General features: G+C 45.8%; 12 protein-coding genes and 1 pseudogene. 2 read left to right on the plus strand and 11 right to left on the minus strand.

The genetic code is table 11. The features are described 5' to 3' along the window. Positions 1 to 441: 441 nt before the first annotated feature. Together GJB61_RS25110 and GJB61_RS25115 are read right to left on the minus strand one after the other, a co-directional pair. Positions 442 to 1,281 (minus strand): Rpn family recombination-promoting nuclease/putative transposase, encoded by an 840-nt coding sequence (locus GJB61_RS25110; protein WP_154121887.1) that lies wholly within the window; start codon positions 1,279 to 1,281, stop codon positions 442 to 444. Positions 1,282 to 1,359: 78 nt separating this feature from the next. Next, complete coding sequence (locus GJB61_RS25115) at positions 1,360 to 1,803, minus strand: hypothetical protein (RefSeq protein WP_154121778.1); 444 nt, start codon at positions 1,801 to 1,803, stop codon at positions 1,360 to 1,362. Positions 1,804 to 1,909: 106 nt separating this feature from the next. Here GJB61_RS25115 and GJB61_RS25120 point away from each other — a divergent pair, with 106 nt between their 5' ends. Then, the gene (locus GJB61_RS25120) at positions 1,910 to 2,131 is read left to right on the plus strand and encodes a helix-turn-helix domain-containing protein (protein WP_154121779.1); all 222 of its coding nucleotides are present in this window, start codon (positions 1,910 to 1,912) and stop codon (positions 2,129 to 2,131) included. A gap of 11 nt (positions 2,132 to 2,142) precedes the next feature. Here GJB61_RS25120 and GJB61_RS25125 read toward each other — a convergent pair whose 3' ends face one another. The 6 genes and pseudogenes from GJB61_RS25125 to GJB61_RS25150 all read right to left on the minus strand — a co-directional run bounded on the left by GJB61_RS25125 (position 2,143) and on the right by GJB61_RS25150 (position 10,946). Continuing rightward, positions 2,143 to 4,575 carry a DEAD/DEAH box helicase family protein gene (locus tag GJB61_RS25125; protein ID WP_154121780.1) on the minus strand — a complete coding sequence of 811 codons (2,433 nt, stop codon included), beginning with the start codon at positions 4,573 to 4,575 and terminating at the stop codon, positions 2,143 to 2,145. After that, complete coding sequence (locus tag GJB61_RS25130; protein ID WP_154121781.1) at positions 4,559 to 4,885, minus strand: nucleoside triphosphate pyrophosphohydrolase; 327 nt, start codon at positions 4,883 to 4,885, stop codon at positions 4,559 to 4,561. Before GJB61_RS25130 ends, GJB61_RS25125 begins: the two co-directional genes overlap by 17 nt. Before the next feature lie 297 nt (positions 4,886 to 5,182). Further along, positions 5,183 to 5,962 (minus strand): SWIM zinc finger family protein, encoded by a 780-nt coding sequence (locus GJB61_RS25135; protein WP_154121782.1) that lies wholly within the window; start codon positions 5,960 to 5,962, stop codon positions 5,183 to 5,185. 22 nt (positions 5,963 to 5,984) lie between these two features. Further along, a pseudogene (locus tag GJB61_RS25140) lies at positions 5,985 to 7,910 on the minus strand (DEAD/DEAH box helicase); the annotation flags it as partial. Positions 7,911 to 8,761: 851 nt separating this feature from the next. Further along, positions 8,762 to 9,661: an aminoglycoside phosphotransferase family protein gene (locus tag GJB61_RS25145; protein WP_154121784.1), complete on the minus strand. Its 900-nt coding sequence runs from the start codon at positions 9,659 to 9,661 to the stop codon at positions 8,762 to 8,764. Positions 9,662 to 9,683: 22 nt separating this feature from the next. After that, the gene (locus GJB61_RS25150; RefSeq protein WP_338116112.1) at positions 9,684 to 10,946 is read right to left on the minus strand and encodes an MFS transporter; all 1,263 of its coding nucleotides are present in this window, start codon (positions 10,944 to 10,946) and stop codon (positions 9,684 to 9,686) included. Positions 10,947 to 11,085: 139 nt separating this feature from the next. On the opposite strand from GJB61_RS25150, the gene GJB61_RS25155 reads away from it, so the two are divergent. After that, positions 11,086 to 12,162, plus strand: a complete 1,077-nt coding sequence (locus GJB61_RS25155) for a copper amine oxidase N-terminal domain-containing protein (RefSeq protein WP_229522444.1) — start codon at positions 11,086 to 11,088, stop codon at positions 12,160 to 12,162. Here GJB61_RS25155 and GJB61_RS25160 read toward each other — a convergent pair. The 3 genes from GJB61_RS25160 to GJB61_RS25170 all read right to left on the minus strand — a co-directional run bounded on the left by GJB61_RS25160 (position 12,127) and on the right by GJB61_RS25170 (position 16,184). Continuing rightward, positions 12,127 to 13,134: an HD domain-containing phosphohydrolase gene (locus tag GJB61_RS25160; protein ID WP_154121786.1), complete on the minus strand. Its 1,008-nt coding sequence runs from the start codon at positions 13,132 to 13,134 to the stop codon at positions 12,127 to 12,129. The two genes, GJB61_RS25155 and GJB61_RS25160, sit on opposite strands and share 36 nt — an antisense overlap. A gap of 66 nt (positions 13,135 to 13,200) precedes the next feature. Further along, complete coding sequence (locus GJB61_RS25165) at positions 13,201 to 13,677, minus strand: GNAT family protein (RefSeq protein ID WP_154121787.1); 477 nt, start codon at positions 13,675 to 13,677, stop codon at positions 13,201 to 13,203. A 146-nt stretch (positions 13,678 to 13,823) separates the two neighbouring features. Then, positions 13,824 to 16,184 carry a beta-galactosidase gene (locus GJB61_RS25170; protein ID WP_154121788.1) on the minus strand — a complete coding sequence of 787 codons (2,361 nt, stop codon included), beginning with the start codon at positions 16,182 to 16,184 and terminating at the stop codon, positions 13,824 to 13,826. Positions 16,185 to 16,215 lie beyond the last annotated feature (31 nt).

The following is a 16,215-nucleotide window of genomic DNA, read 5'->3' on the forward strand; positions in this document are numbered from 1 at the left end:
CTTTGATTATTCCTTTATTCTACCACTATTCCAATATGATTGAGACAAATTTAATTGACACAATGGTACTCTAAAGATAAGGGCGGCTTTGTGAGAGATTTTAGAGTTCGGGACATAGGAAATAGGAAACTGCTTGATCGCAGCTTCCTGTGAATAATAACGTTACACTAATACTTACACTTCAAAAAAACTATTGGCAATCCAGCCTCTACGCTTTAGATAGCACTCGTTGAGAAGCTCAGCGATCACTCATTATTTTCACAACACATCATTTACATTCTCGACCACATTGTCATCAGCCACAGTAAACTCTAACTGAAAAAGGGAAATGATATTCCAGAAATAGAACACAAAAATAGCCGTTTCTCCAAAACAAACAAAGACTTGGATAAGCCCCAAGTCTTTGTTCTTTAATATAGTCAATTCAAGCAGTATGAATTATTACAACTTTATAAACTTGATTTCATCCTCACTCAGGCCAGTTGCTTTAGCCACTGCAGCATAATCCATACCCATTTCCAACAAATTCTTAGCCACTTCTCTTTTTCCTTTGTTTACACCTTCTGCAATTCCCGCCGACTTCGCTCCTTCAATCATAGATGCTTCATCATGCAGATACTTCTGTCTGGCCTCATACAATCGTCTGGCGTCCAAATCCTGACTCAAATATTGCAGGGTATCCATCGCCTTCTCCAAATCCGGCTCATTCATCTTCAGCACCTCCCAATGTGATGTATCGGCACCTTTCAGAAACAACAACCAATTGATTAGCCCACCCTCTGACGGAATGCTACACTCATCTAGTTTCGGTAACTCCAGGAAATGGACCTCAATATCATCAATTAAAGATATTCCTGTCCGGTCCTCCCGTAGGTGAAAAACGTTATGATATTGATCGTTCTTCAGAAATGAATAATTTAAAATATTGATCGTCACGCATTTCTTCAACTCGGGATACTTGTCACCCTCACTGAGCTGACCAGCGTACCGTTTACTCCAATAAAACAACGTTCGTTTCTCTATATCGTACTTATTGAAAAGCTGCATCTCAATATCAATCAGCTTGCCTTCAGAGGTCTTAGCATATACATCAAAGATGGACTGTTTGTCGAGAGGATCGTCTTTATCTGTGTAAGGGTTCATAAGAATGATTTGGGTCAATAAGGGCTCGCCAGCTTCAGTAAAAATACGATTAAGAAACGCTAGCAGCACATCCTTGTTGTTCTCGCTGCCAAATATCCGTTTGAACACAAAATCCACACGAGGGTCCAGCAAATCCATCGGCATCAGCTCCATTCCTTATTATTATATCATCTTTCCATTCATCATGAACCTTGCAAATACGTTGCACTGGTTAGACTAGTCCTCTTTGAAAACAGCTTGATAAATCCCGCCACTATCGGGAATTAACTTGAGGGATAATTGTAACAATAAGTTGTCAGCTCTATGTATTAAGCGTTGCAGTTGGAGGCTCGTTATATTTTGGATAAGCTGTAAATGGGCAGGTTGTAAAGAAAGGTAATGGATGGACTCTAGAAAAGAGATATCTTCCAAGGCTGCATCAGACTCTTTAAAAAGATCATACGTTTCTTCCAATGTCCGTGTGTAAGAGGGAATTAATACTGCTCCTCTCTTCATTAAGAGTGCTTTAAGCATAGTTTCTATAGCTTGATTTATAAAGATAAGACAAAAGAACGGGGAGTTGTATTGCAGGAATTGAACGGACATATCCATTAGAAACTGCGAACGATTATGAAGCTCTTGAATTGTATCCCCACCATCCTCATAGCGATTTGATGACATCACATTATCCCCCTAAATCCTATCGTATACGCTAATGCGTACCAGCACAAAATATATTATATGGTACGTTATTGCGTATAGTCAAACCGAATAGGAGCCTACTTCTATGCCCAAAAAAATCATTATTAAAATACCGAACCTGCTTCACAGCCGTGGTATCTCCCTTAGGGAACTTTCCCGCCTTTCCGATGTCCGCCACGCTGCTTTAAGCGAGCTTTCCAATGGCAAACGAGGGAATATTAACTTCTCTCATATAGAAAAAATCGCCGATGCCTTAGGCATCAGCGATATTCGCGAGATTATTGATTTGGTGGAGGGTGGGGAGTGAGTGTGAGCACTTCATGCTCTCCGCTCAAAATGAACATGCAGACGGTATGAACACACCTCTTTCGTCCAATGGTACAATATTTCCCTATCCTCTTCTGCGATCTCAACATTAAGACAAAAAAGTCCGTCCTCAAATTTCGTTTGACTGCCTTTCGCATTTGCCCATTTAGACATTGGCATTTCTGCAATTAACGAGGTTACTTTAACTTCCGTTTTATCGTTCCATTCCCACAATCTAAGGGACTCCTTGTCGGAGAAATCACTCTGGCGGCGATACTCCTTGCTATTAATATATTGATGAAAAAAACCTGCCATCTCATGGGGTGTTACAGGCTGATGCCATCTTTCTACGCCACGTTCCAGCATATAGAGCAACACTATCATTTTGTAACTCTTGGTCATAACTGTCTTCTCTACATCCTGCAACCAAGTCGCATAACGGTTGTAGACTTCAATCTCGCGTCCTTCAAGCAGTTCAGCCCAATACAGAAACCCAACGTACGAGCCAAATTCATTTCGGTAAGCTTGACTAGTAGAGTGACCATTTAAGTGCAATTCAAGATAACTAGGGACACGCCCCAATTCCCACTTCAACTCCATAAAATCATGCTTCAGCTTTTCTCGATGAGGAAGTCGTTTACGACTCAGTTCTCTCAGTAAATTCACCACTCGAGTGTCCAACTGGATAACACAGCCGACGGGTGTCGTAGGTATGATGTCCTCCTGCTGTTTGCGATGATCCTTCTCCATGTTGTCTGAGAACAGACGTAGCTTAAAGTCGGCATTCCGATAGTTTCCGATCAGGTCAATAATGGTACAGTATGATTTACCTTCAAATAGCCGGAGGCCCCGTCCTACTTGCTGAGTAAATATCGTCAAAGATTCTGTAGGACGCACGAAGAGTAAGGTATCCACACTGGGGATATCCGTACCTTCATTAAATAAGTCCACCGTAAAAATAATCTCCAATTCTCCGTTACTAATTCGATTAATCGCCTCGAAACGAGACATCTCCACAGTACGAGAATGCAAACTCAAAGCGGTTACTCCGCGTTTTCGAAACTCATCGGCCAAAAAATCAGCTTGCCTTATAGAGGAGCAGAAACCGATTGTACGGCTCTGTTTATGTTGGCACCAAGCTTCATAAATCTTCTGTGCCTGGGATTCCTGAAGTTGCAGATGAAGAAGCTGTTCTTCATCATAACGAGTGCCGAGCCAGCGTATTTTCGAATAATCAGTTTCATCATATATCCCATAATATTGAAAAGGCGATAGCCATTGCAGACGTATAGCTTCAATAAAATGAATCTGATACGCTACATTACCATCGCATAGGGCGTACACATCCTTGCCATCCATCCGATCAGGCGTGGCCGTAATTCCAAGTAAAAAAGAAGGTTTAAAATAGTTTATTACCGATAAATAAGAAGAGGAAGCCGCGTGATGAAATTCATCCACAATAATGAGATCAAAGGCATCGACAGGGAAGGATTCCCGATGTTTTCTCATACCAAGGGTGAAAATGGAAGCAAAAACGACATCGGCATCGCCTTCTTTATGCTGACCGTTGTACAACCCCAACGAGCGTCCCGGCAAGGTTCTTGCAAAAGACTGACGCGCCTGCACTAAAATCTCTTCTCGATGCGCGATAAACAACACTCTTGCAAATCGGCGGGCAAAAAATGCGGCAAGATAGGTCTTTCCGAGTCCTGTTGCCATGACGACCATTGCCTTATCGTATTGCTCTTCCAGAATTCGTTCAAGCGCATCAAGTGCAGCTTCCTGGGCAGGGCGAGGCAATAGCTTGTGCACTTGCTCTATATCATCCGCTTCGGAAGTTCCTGGCACCCGTCTTGTTTCAATCTCTGCTTCTTCCATCTCCGTGATTTGACGAATCAACTCCGGGTTGCTTTGATGATACCTCTGATATTCCTCTTCATACATGCTAATAGAATCGCTGTTCACTCTTAGCGTTGTTTCATTGTAGAAATTCTCCAAGAACTTCTCAAGAGCCATCTGAAACGTATAAGGCTCCGCCTGTGCATTCATGGCCAAATTCCATTCGTATCCGGTACGCAATGCTGAAAATGAAAAATTGGAAGATCCAACAATAAGCAGCCCTTCACCGTTATCATAATCGAACATATATGCCTTTGGATGAAAGGAGGTCCCTAAACTCCGCCATAGCCTTGCCTCAATCCGGTCATCTAATCCAATTAATTTCCTTAGCCCTTCGGGCTGAGTGATGTACAAATAATCACCGGCAAGCATTTTCACCTCTGCCCCACGTTCCACCGCAGCCTGCAAATGAGGAGCCAGAAGTCGGACACCAGATTGCATCAAAAAGGAGGTCATAATATAAATACCGGAAGCGTTGCGCATTCCAGCAATAAGCTCGTCAGCCAGGTTATCCGTAATAAGCTTTATATTAAGCTTCGACGACATCGATTAGGAACACCCGATCAGAGAATCCTCCCCGTTTATTCGCCTTTTTCACACGAAGTTGTTCCAGATCGACAGGAGTAGAACCGTGCGTTTCCGAAAGCGCATGAATAACTTCAAGCATATCTGCCAGTTCTTCTAGAGCTTGCTCCTTATTCTCAGCGGAAAGATATTCCTCGGTCTCTTCGCGCAGCTTAATACGCAATTCTTTAATATATTCCTGCTCATCTAGTATTCTGGAACGGAAAGTCTTGCCGTCTGCAGCAATAATACTAGGAATTCCATCTCGAACCAACTTGTTATATGTAGGCATTTCAACACTCCTTATAATTGGAATTCTTTAGAACATACTGCCATAGTACTATTCTGCGGAAGAAAATAATATCCATTTATGCAAATAATAACACGGACAGAGAATCCGCTATTTCCCTAAAATAACCCTATTACAAGCTCCTCGCGGACTGAGGTTCCGCTATTCGTGGATATTACCTCTTATTTGCCCAGATTTGGCTCAATAGTGGATTCTGTGTCCGCCAAACTACGAAAAGAGGCTATTTCTAATAAATAGCGTCAGCTGTGTCCGCCTAATCTATTGAACTCCCTACTCTCCCTACTTATCCTTCTTACCCTTCTTGTCCGCATCTACCGCTTCCACGGCACCCATCTCTATCCCAAACACATCCGCAAGATCGGCATCTACCATGACCCGACGGCCTCTGCCCTTGGACGATGATTTCGTAAGCATGGACTGTGATTTCTGCATCAGCGATACGGAGATCAACTCTTCGAGCTTGACGCCCCGCAGGACAAAGAATAAGGCAGAGTCCTCATCAAATCGCGCACCAACGCCATATAGCGCTGCAGCCACATGCTTGCACATCTTCGCCGAATCGGGACAGTTACACGTAAGCTTAATCTCCTTCGGAGCAGGGAATAAGCCTTTGCCCTTCACTGTAAACAGCTCCGATAAGCCCTTCGGAAATTGGCCTGTCATCAGCTCCTGCAGCGAATCGATTTTTCCGGCACATTCCTTGACTAGCGTATCCCATGTTTTCGGTGAGAGTGGATCAATGGTAATTTCAATCTTATAAGGTTTGGAAGTGCTGCCTTGCACAAGAGCCGTAACCTTGCCCGGCGTAATCTGTAGGTCGAGCACTGCGCCATGGCGAACATAGCTGCGTCCGCGCGCGATCCGATTCACATAGTCGGAATAACTCTCCAGATTCTGACTCCATGCCTTGCCCCACCAGGTATTTGTTATCGTTCTGCCGGTAATTACAACAGGTGCGACAGCCGGATTGTTCTTGCGCAGCTTCTCCACAGCTTTCTCTGCGTTTCGCTTCTTCTGCGCCACCGGAACATATTCCGGAAATTCATTATAAAAGGCCATGCTCGTTCCCTCCTCCCGAAGATTATATGGTCAGCCTCATCAAATCCATGATCTGCTCGTTATTCATTTCCGTAATCCAGCTCTCTTGAATATCCGGTACAATTTCACTGGAAAGCTTCATCTTATCTTCAATCATTTGATCGATCTTCTCCTCAACCGTACCCTGCGTGATGAACTTGTGTACAATCACATTCTTCTGCTGCCCGATTCGGAAGGCGCGGTCCGTGGCCTGATTCTCCACAGCGGGATTCCACCAGCGATCAAAATGGATCACATGATTAGCCGACGTCAGATTGAGGCCGACCCCACCCGCTTTGATGGACAGTACCATAAACGGCACATATTCCTTCCCCTGAAATTCAGCGACTAGCTCCTTGCGTTTGCTTACCGCTGTCCCTCCATGCAGCACCAATCCCTTATGCTGAAAGATCTGTTCCAGAAACGTCCGCAGTGATTCTGTAATTTCCTTGAACTGTGTAAAAATAATCACCCGTTCCCGCTTCTCATAGATTGTCTCGCAAATTTCCCGCAGTCTGGCATATTTCCCGCTTTCTTCCTCGGCGTATACCTGCTGGCCCAAATACTGGTCCGGATGATTGCAGATTTGTTTGAATTTCATGAGCGCCGCCAGCACAAGCCCTTTGCGCTGAATACCTTCCTCGGCCGACTCAATCTTCAGCTTCAGATCCATTACGAGCTTATTGTACAATACGACTTGTTTTTTAGTCAGCGTCGCATAGGTTTTCATTTCGATTTTATCCGGCAGGTCGGTAATGATCGATTTGTCCGTCTTCAGTCTTCTGAGAATGAATGGACTTACTACCTGCTTCAAGCGTGTATAACCATCCACCGATTCGCGCATGCTCTTCGTAAATTGGGTGAATTCCTTGGCCGTTCCTAGCAGGCCCTTGTTCAGAAAATCGAATAGAGACCATAAATCGGACAAGCGGTTCTCAATAGGCGTCCCCGTCATGGCGATTCGGTAAGAAGCCTTGATCTGCTTCACCAGCTTCGTCTGCTTGGTACCCGGATTCTTGATCGCCTGCGCCTCATCCAGAATCAACGTATCCCAGACCCGGTTCGTGATCCACTCATATTTGGCTAACATGCCGTAGGTCGTAATAAATAACTCATTCGCTTCCAGACTTCCGTCATCCTCGGTGATTTCTTTATTCTCCGAAGGGTGATAGACCACATATTTCAATGATGGAGCGAATTTGCCCAGCTCGCTCATCCAGTTTCCGATCAGGGAAGCTGGCACAACCAGCAATGCCTTCTCCCGCTTCCGGGTGCGCATCACATTCAACAGCGCGATGACCTGTATGGTTTTGCCGAGACCCATATCATCAGCCAGACATGCGCCGAGACCCAGCGACTTCATCTGATGCAGCCAATCTAGCCCCCGCTCCTGATAGACCCTCAAGCTGGCATGGAAATCCTCACCTGCTGAAGCAAGCGGTTCGACCTCCTCCGGGTGGGTCAGGGAGTGCAGCACCGCTGCAAGCCATTGCCCATTCGTGACCTCCAGCTGAACATTCTCCTCCGAAATATCGAGCATGGTCCGCGCGTTAAGTTGCAGCCGCATCGCATCCACCAAGCTGAGTCCTGATTCATCCATTAACGCATGGGCTTGTTCATACGCTTGAAGCGCTTGCTGCAGCCGTTTATGGTTAACCTCGACCCATTTGCCTTTAAGGAAAGCCAGGCCTTCCTCTTCTGCCAGCAGTTGCCTAAGCTCCTCAGCAGAAATGGCCTCACCGCCCAGCCATAGCTCGGCATCAAACCCTAATAATGCATCCGCATTCATATGGGAAGGCTGCTTATCGCCTACGTTGACCGTTAATTTAAGGGCATTCGCTTTATTGCTCCACCACTTCGGGATACGGCAGATCACACCCGCTTCCTCATACAGCTCTATTTCTTTAAGGAACGTGTACGCCTCGCCCGCAGTCAATCCAATGGGATAGAAAATATCTCCCGACTCTACCAACTCAGCGATGAATCCACTTTTCTCCGATGCTTGGTTAACGGTAGAGAGCAAATCCAACAGCTTCATGCTATTCTCACCGTACTCCAGCAGTGCGTTCTTAAGTGGCAAATGACGCGATTTCCCTTCCGCAGATAGCTCAGCCGCATAGGTTGACATGAACGAGAAGGGGTACTCCTCTCCCTCTTTTTTGTTCTCTACCAGATGAAAATAGACCCGTCCCACCAAATGAACAGGATAACCACCAGCCCTAAATAACTCGACAATATTGCCCTCGTACTGCAGCACTGTAAGTTCAAAAGCTTCATGCAACCTGTTCCAGGCCAGCTCTATCCAGTCGTGGTCCAAATACTGCGAGCCTGCCAAATAAGGTGCATTGTCCAACAGCATCTGTATTTCCTCATCTTCAAGCTCTGCCTTGGCTTCTCCCCGCAACACTTCTATGTCCGGATTCCGGGCCAGCTTCCTCACAAAAGTAGCTGCTATATGCATGAGATAACGAAGCGAGTCCGACGTCGCCTCAGAATCTCCTATAAGTCCCAATCCGAACCAAAATGAATCAGCATGCTGCTCATACTGCTTAAATATATCTGTTAGTGCAACAAGGTCATTGCTATCCAGCAATTGCTCACTTGCCTGCCAATCCAGCTCAAACAGCCCATCTGGGTGAAGAATCGCCATGAGCTGTTTATTGCGGCTATCGCCCCGCCCGTCTGCTTCCGTGATCATCTAGCATCCACTCCATGTATACGTATAGTATGCTCATTGAATTATTAACTTCGATTATAGCATACCGTCCTTCTTCCAATCCCTCACACATACCAGCCCGGAACAACCCTCTTAAACCCACCGTAGTCCGCAAGCGCCACTTCACAACGCTCCCTCATGCCTTCGATGTCAGCTGCTCCGTACGGAATCGCCCATACAATAGAGAATAGCGAGGAATAGGCCACATAAAGTGCCAATCTTGCCCAGAATTCCTTAGGCGGTTCCCCGTCGAAATAGCCATGGATTCTCCCTCTGGCAAAAGGAACACTCCGCTCTCTATCGAAGGCCTGCAGCTTATAGAATTCCTCCACATAGTCGCCGCTGTCGCTGCGGTTGAAATCAATGACCCCGATTTGGCCCTGAATCGTATAGATTAAATTGCCAATATGGAAATCTCCGTGCTGATAAACCTTTTCGATATGGCTGAGCAGGCCAATATTTTCTCTAACGTAGGTAATGGCCGTCTCATCACCCTCTACTCGATAAGGGCAGCTTTCGTAGTTCATGACCCGGGTGAGTATTTTGGCCTGCATATTCGCTTCCCAGTTAGACAAGATGTTGTCATTCGGAATGGAATGTATCTTCTTCAGCACCCTTCCGGCTTGAACACCCAACTGGTATTGTACTGCTTCAGAAAACAACAACACACACTCTTCCAAGGGACGCCCTTCCACCCAAGAGAGCAGCATATAGGTGTTCTGTTCATCATTACATACTCCACAATCAATCACCCGTGACATAGGAAAATCGAGCTGATTCACCCGTTTAATGAGTTCGTATTCAATCTGCTTGCGCTCCAAGTCCTCCCGACTCGACAGCCGCAACAGCAGTTTCTGACCAACCCCAGTCTCAATATAGAATTTCTTATCACTCGACCAGCCCTTAAGCACCGGCTCGATCCTCATCCATGCTTCACTATTCGGAATTCCGGTTATGGTGTCCAACTTAAGTTTCCCCTTCTTTCAGCTAACTTTCCAACTTAGCCACAGGCTTTCCGGCCTCAACCAATACTTTATTACCCAATAGGAAAAACCCTTGAATAAACATCAGTAGGCCAGTTCCTATAAGCAACCATTCGATCTTCATCACGTCAGCCATCGGCCCGAACATTAGCATGCCGAGTGGCATCATGGAGCTTGAAATCATCCCTAATACGCCAAACACTCTGCCCAGGAAATCCGGTTCTACTTTCTCCTGGAGCAGCACAGTGGATGGGGTATTAAAGAACGGCATCACCAGACCAACCAGCCCCATGACGATCAAATAGATCCAAAAGACGGGAATGAGACCCAAGGCTACTGTGCATGCACCAATGACAAGACAGGACATCGTCATGGTATGCACTTTGTTCCGGAATCCAGACCAGGTCGCCATCACCAGGCCCCCGGTCATCATCCCGATAGAGAAGCTGATCTCTATGGCGGTAAGCCTCCATATATCGCCGCCAAACGTACGGGTAACCTGCAGTGGTGTCAGAAAAGCAACAGGCCCAACCAGGACAAAAAAGAAGGCGCAGAAGATGAAGAAGCTTCTGATATACGCGTGATTTCTAATATAAGTGAAGCCCAGACGCAGATCATTAACATAGCTTAAGGTCTGCTTCTGCGCAGCCTTGGCATGAACCGGCACATGCAGGAACAAGAACAGCGTCAACACCGCCAACGCCGCGGTAATCACATCTATGAAAAATATCGTCTCAATAGAGGTTATGCTCAGCAAGGCACCGCTGAGCATGGGTGATAGGAGCATTACCAACGCCTGAATGCTGCCATTCGCACCATTGACCTTGGTGAGCTTATCCTCCGGCACTAGCTGCGGCAGAAAAGCACCGACAGCCGGTGTTTGAACTCCAGTTCCAAGTGCCCGCACAGCAGAAACGACAAAGAGCAGCCATAGACTGTCATAGCCCATAAGAAACAGCACAGCCAGAATAAGTGTTGAGACTGCTATGATCGAGTCGGACAGAATAATGAGCATTTTGCGGTTATAACGGTCGGCCCACACTCCCGCAAACGGAGACAGGAAAAACGTTGGCACAAAGCCACAAATAATCGATATCGTCATCATTACACCGGATTGTGTATTCAGTGTGATATACCAGAGAATCGCGTACTGAACCAATGAAGAACCAAACAGCGAGAGGGTCTGACTGGTCAGGAAGAGTATAATGTTCTTTTTCCAGTTCGAATTCGTTGTCAGAAGATCACTCCTATTCTCAGCAAGTTTCACGGATATCGTAGCACAGATTGGGTCGAAATTGGAAAAAGAGTACTCTTTAAGCCTATATGCAACCTTTGCCTCTCTCCACTCGTTTGAGGACTGAATCCCATTATTGAAAGGTTGATGACCTCTTATGACCCATAAACCTATGATCACTGCCGTCCTCGGTACGATGCTGCTTGCGGCTGCAGTATTTCCTAATCCGGCTGCACTAGCGGCTGATACATTGAGTAGCCAACCTATAACAGCTTTTACCCTTGCGCACAAAAATTCCACAGCCCTGATAGTTAAGGGCTATGCTACTGTTCCACTAAAGGATCTGGCTTCCAGCCTCGGCTGGCAGATCACTTTAAAGCCCAACGGGTTCTATGAGCTTAAAAAAGGAACTACAGTGTTGACCCTTAAGCCAAATGAAACGCAGATCCTTCAAGGAAAACAAGCAACAGTACTGCCTGTACCGGTACGATTGGTCAATCAGAGATTATACGTCCCCGTTCGGGCTGTAACCCAGCTACTGGGTGCCGAAACGATTTGGGAAGCTAGCACCAAAACAATTAAAATTGTCGCTAAGAATAGCGGATCGATCGCTCCTCAAGTGCAGTATACCTTTACTAAAGATACGGAAGGCTGGACCTCCGGCTTCGCCGATCTGCCCGTGGACCATGGTCAGGCCGATTATCAGCTCAACAGCGGAGTCGGAGTTATCCCGTTAGCAGCAGGGGCCACAACGAGAGGATTTATGCTCAGTGGCATGAACCGCAGTGATGACTTGTTTATGTTTATCACTCGTACATTGAGTTCAACCGAAGGCGTCAAACCCAATACGAACTATACAGTCTCTTTAAGCTTTGATATGGCTACCAGCGAAGGTGGGGAGCAGATGGGTGTCGGTGGCTCACCAGCCCAATCCGTATATGTAAAAGCAGGAATTGTGAATACAGCGCCTAAAGTAATCGCGGATGACGTCAGTTCTACAGGAACGCCACACCTGGCCTTGAACCTCGACAAGGGTATCCAATCTGTAGGCGGCAAAGATCTGCTGTTGCTGGGGAACGTCGAAAAGCCCACACCAGAAGCAGCGGGCTATGAGCTAAAACATTTTGAGCAGGAATTCACAGTGCGCAGCAATGCGAGCGGTAAGCTTTACGTTATTATAGGCACTGACTCAGGTTATGAAGGTTTGACGAGTCTATACTATACCAATATCGACATCAGCTTCCACTGAGAATTCTTCGATAAATGACTCAACTAATTCCTCATTAAACTTAGTACCCTTTTGAGTCTGTAAATAAGCTAACGCATCCTCATGTGTCCAAGCTTCTTTATAGGCTCTTCTACTGATTAAAGCGTCATACACATCTACTAGGGAGACTACTTGGGCTTCAAGTGGAATTTCATTTGCTTTTAATCGATGAGGATAACCCGTACCGTCCCAGTTCTCATGATGAAACTCGACAATGGTTTTAGATATCTGCAATTCCTGTTGGAACAGCTCGTCATCTAATTCATGAGAAATCTTGTTTAAGATATCGACACCAATCAGCGGATGAGTCTCAATAATGATTCGTTCATAGTAGGTCAGCTTCCCCGGCTTGTACAATATACCTTCGGGTATCCCCGATTTACCTATGTCGTGCATAATGCTTGCATTGGTAACATGCTGCATATATTCTTCTGTCAACTGCAGATTCCATTTGTTATTGTGGACTCTGATCAGACGAGAGGTGAACTGCTGTACTCGAACAAAATGCTCTTCAATAGAAGGATCACGAATCTCGCAGGATATGGCCAAGACTCTAAATATTTCCGTTTGAATTCTTAATTTCCTTGATTCAGATACGTATATCCCCTCAGAGATATGTTCCAAGTTACGAAATACGCCGACATAATATTTAGTATTCTCTATCTCTATGGGGCTTATCGTACAATAAGAATGCCAGAGCGACTGATCCTTGGTAAGATTAATAAAAACACCTGACCATGATTGACCTTCTGCCAGCAATTTCCTCATACACTCATACGTCTTCAGTGGAGTATACCCTGATTTCAATATTCTTGTAGGTAAACCAATGATATCATCCCGAAGGTAACCCGTTTCCTGTTCAAACTTTTGGTTAATATCCAATACCATATGATCCTCATTCGTTACGACGACTGCATCTCCCAAGAGGAGAAAATAGCTGATTCCACTTAACATAGACACCTACCTTAATAAACATAGACTATGGTATGATACCTAAATTAATGTAGATATACCAGTAAACTAATTATATGACATCCACAATGTATTTCCTACTACCTCAAACTCCTGTTTATACCAAAAATTCTTGGATCTTCCTATAGTATATACATACATTTTCTGTTTGGGATGTTGGGCTTTGAGCCAATCTATAAAGTAAGCGGCATAACCCTGGCGTTCATATTCTTTTAGAACATCCAAAGCTTCGATAAATATAATATTTGTTTTGTTCTTAATATCAATATAGAAGTCTTTCTCTAGATGTTTCTCACCTTGAGTGAAATAATCTTGTTCCGCTTTTTGAATTAACGACTTCCCGCTAGCGTATTCCCAAATCACGGCATACCCAACCATTGTATCTTCAGCTTCAATTGCATATATTTCTTCAGGCAGCTCCGATTGATCCTTTTCACTTAACTCCCTGGCATGATACCCGGATTTCAATACACTCAATTGTGCTTTCATTTCTTGATCGAAGCGTTTGGTCGTAATTGTAGTCATTATTTATCTCCTTTTGGCTTTTCTACATCCTCCGAATACGATACAGCATTCAGCGGCTTCTGGGTACTTATTATTCACCGGACACAGCAAAATAGCCGACCTTTGTGTAAATGAACACAACAGGCGGCTATTGTTCAAGCTACTAATTATTCTGAGATTACACTCGTTAGCGCTACCCGATAAACCGTTTCAGCCGTTATACTGTGGAACATAGCTGTCTGTTCTCCCTCAAAACGCTGCTCCATCGCCATACCCGCATCAGCCACCACACTCATGATACCTTTGCGCAGCGGAGTTGTTTCCAGTACAATTTCACCCTGCTGCAGCACCTCTCGGAACCGTGACAGACCGATCTCCCAAGGCTGTCCGTTATAGAAATGGTCATGAAATAATTGTCCACTCGCGAAAGCATATCCTACATTACCTGTGTAATCGATCTTGAGAATAACTTCTTCGATATCTTCCAAAACGTCCCTATCAAAATCGAGTACGATTTTGTGATCATGAATACGGTCAAGCTTCAATTCAAGTTCCTGCTTCGGAACATGAACATGATAGCTGCTGAACATGCCGCCTTGACTCTGCTCCACAGAACAGGTAGTGGATGCCGCAGTCCATGCGGACACAGACTCTACTCCACCCGTATATTCTCGGAATGAGAAATCGTTAAATCCGGCACTGAATAGTTCAACACCAGTACTTGTTCCGACGAGTGGGGTTTCCGAGAAAAGAATCCGTGTTGCGCCGCCGGTCTCCAATTCCCATAGGGTGGAGGCTTCACTGAAGGTCATCACGTAGAGGCGAACCTCTATGCCTGCCCTTTGCTTAATCCGGATCAGCGCGGAGTGGTCATGCGGTATACTCACACAGTATCCACCGTTCTCTTCCCTGTCCACTACCCCTGTATCCGTCTCGATATCGGCTATACCCTGCGCATCCAACAGGAATTCTCCGTCAATCCCTTCCGGCATCCGAAAGAAATAAGTAATCTGACTCGTCGATTCCATGACTGTAACGGGTTGTGCCGTAGCATAACGGAGGTTCAAGTCACCCAGCGCAAAATTAAAGGGAAACAGGATTGAGGCATTCTTAGGGATGCTCATGGATTGCTTCTGCGGGAATTTGATAGTCTCATCTGTAAGCTGAATTACGAAGCAGACATCATCATGTGCACCCATTTCCACGTGATCCTGATAGTTATTGATGAACACAAAACCGGATTTCCCATCCGTACGTACTGCATAACGCAGTGTTTCTATATTCTCAGGAGTGATGCTCTCCGCTCCCTCAGGCAGCACAGTCGCCAGGGGAGCCAGACGTGCACCGAACTGCCGCAGAAAATAATGCAATGGACGCAGGAAGCCATTCGATTCACGAATCTGACCGAACTCTCCAATAGGCGCCTGGAAATCATAGGTGATACGTGGTGTCGTGCTTTCATTCAGGTAGCCTGTTGCACCTACTGGATTCGTCCCCCCATGGAACATATAATAGCCAATAAAGTTGCAGCCACCGCCGATTTTCATTAGGCTCATTGCGGCTACACTTTCCGGCTCCACCTGAAACCGGGACAGATACCAGGTCTGCATTCCACCACCCATTTCACAGCAGGCAAAGGGGTATTTGGTTCTAGGATACGGTGGAGCGAAATCTCCAGTACAAGCCACATCATCATGATAACTGACAAAAAGGTACTCCTGAGTCGGCTGCTGCTGAGGACTTTGCTCCGTAACACTCCAAGGGGTATAGGCGTAGCCGCCATACAACGGCAATACCTCATCCTCTAGAAATGGCGCATCGCCCCAACCTGTACTCGTATAGAAAGGGGCGATCATACCGGCCTCTTCAGCGTATTGCTTGAGTAGACGCATATGCTCGGACCCTCCGCTGCCTCCACTCAGGTATTCATCGCCTTGCTTCGCAGTCAGCTCCCATAGAGCGGCAGCCGCATTAAACTCGTTCTCCAGCTGGATGCCGATGACAGGTCCCCCATCCTTGAACATCTGGCCTGCGGCTTGCTTGCCGATCTCTTCATACAGGCGACGCACATAATGCAGATAACCCGCGTCATTGGAGCGGACATCAAATGAACGGCCGAACAACCAATCCGGAAGCCCACCGTTACGAACCTCCCCATGACAAAAGGGGCCCACGCGCAGAATGACATAAAGTCCATTACGAGCGCATAGCTCAACGAACTTGCGCAAGTTACGATTTCCTTGCCAGTCGAACTCTGCCTCGATCTCCTCATGATGGTTCCAGAAGATATAGGTAGCCATAATATTAATTCCCGACATTTTCATTTTCCTGATTTCCGTCTCCCAATCCGCTTCTGGATAACGGGAATAATGAAATTCGCCGCACATCGCGAAGTAAGGTTGCCCGTTTAGCTCCATGTAATAATTAGTGAAGCTAAAGTGATCTCCTTGTGGATTACTTCCGCCCAGTCTTAATGACGAGGGATAAATGTCTTTAGATGAACCGCCTGCATGAATGGAATATTCCATGTCTGATGCTCCTTTTCGATCAAATTGAATG

It is taken from the genome of Paenibacillus monticola (assembly GCF_009664975.1).
In the GTDB taxonomy this organism is placed as follows: domain Bacteria; phylum Bacillota; class Bacilli; order Paenibacillales; family Paenibacillaceae; genus Paenibacillus_AQ; species Paenibacillus_AQ monticola.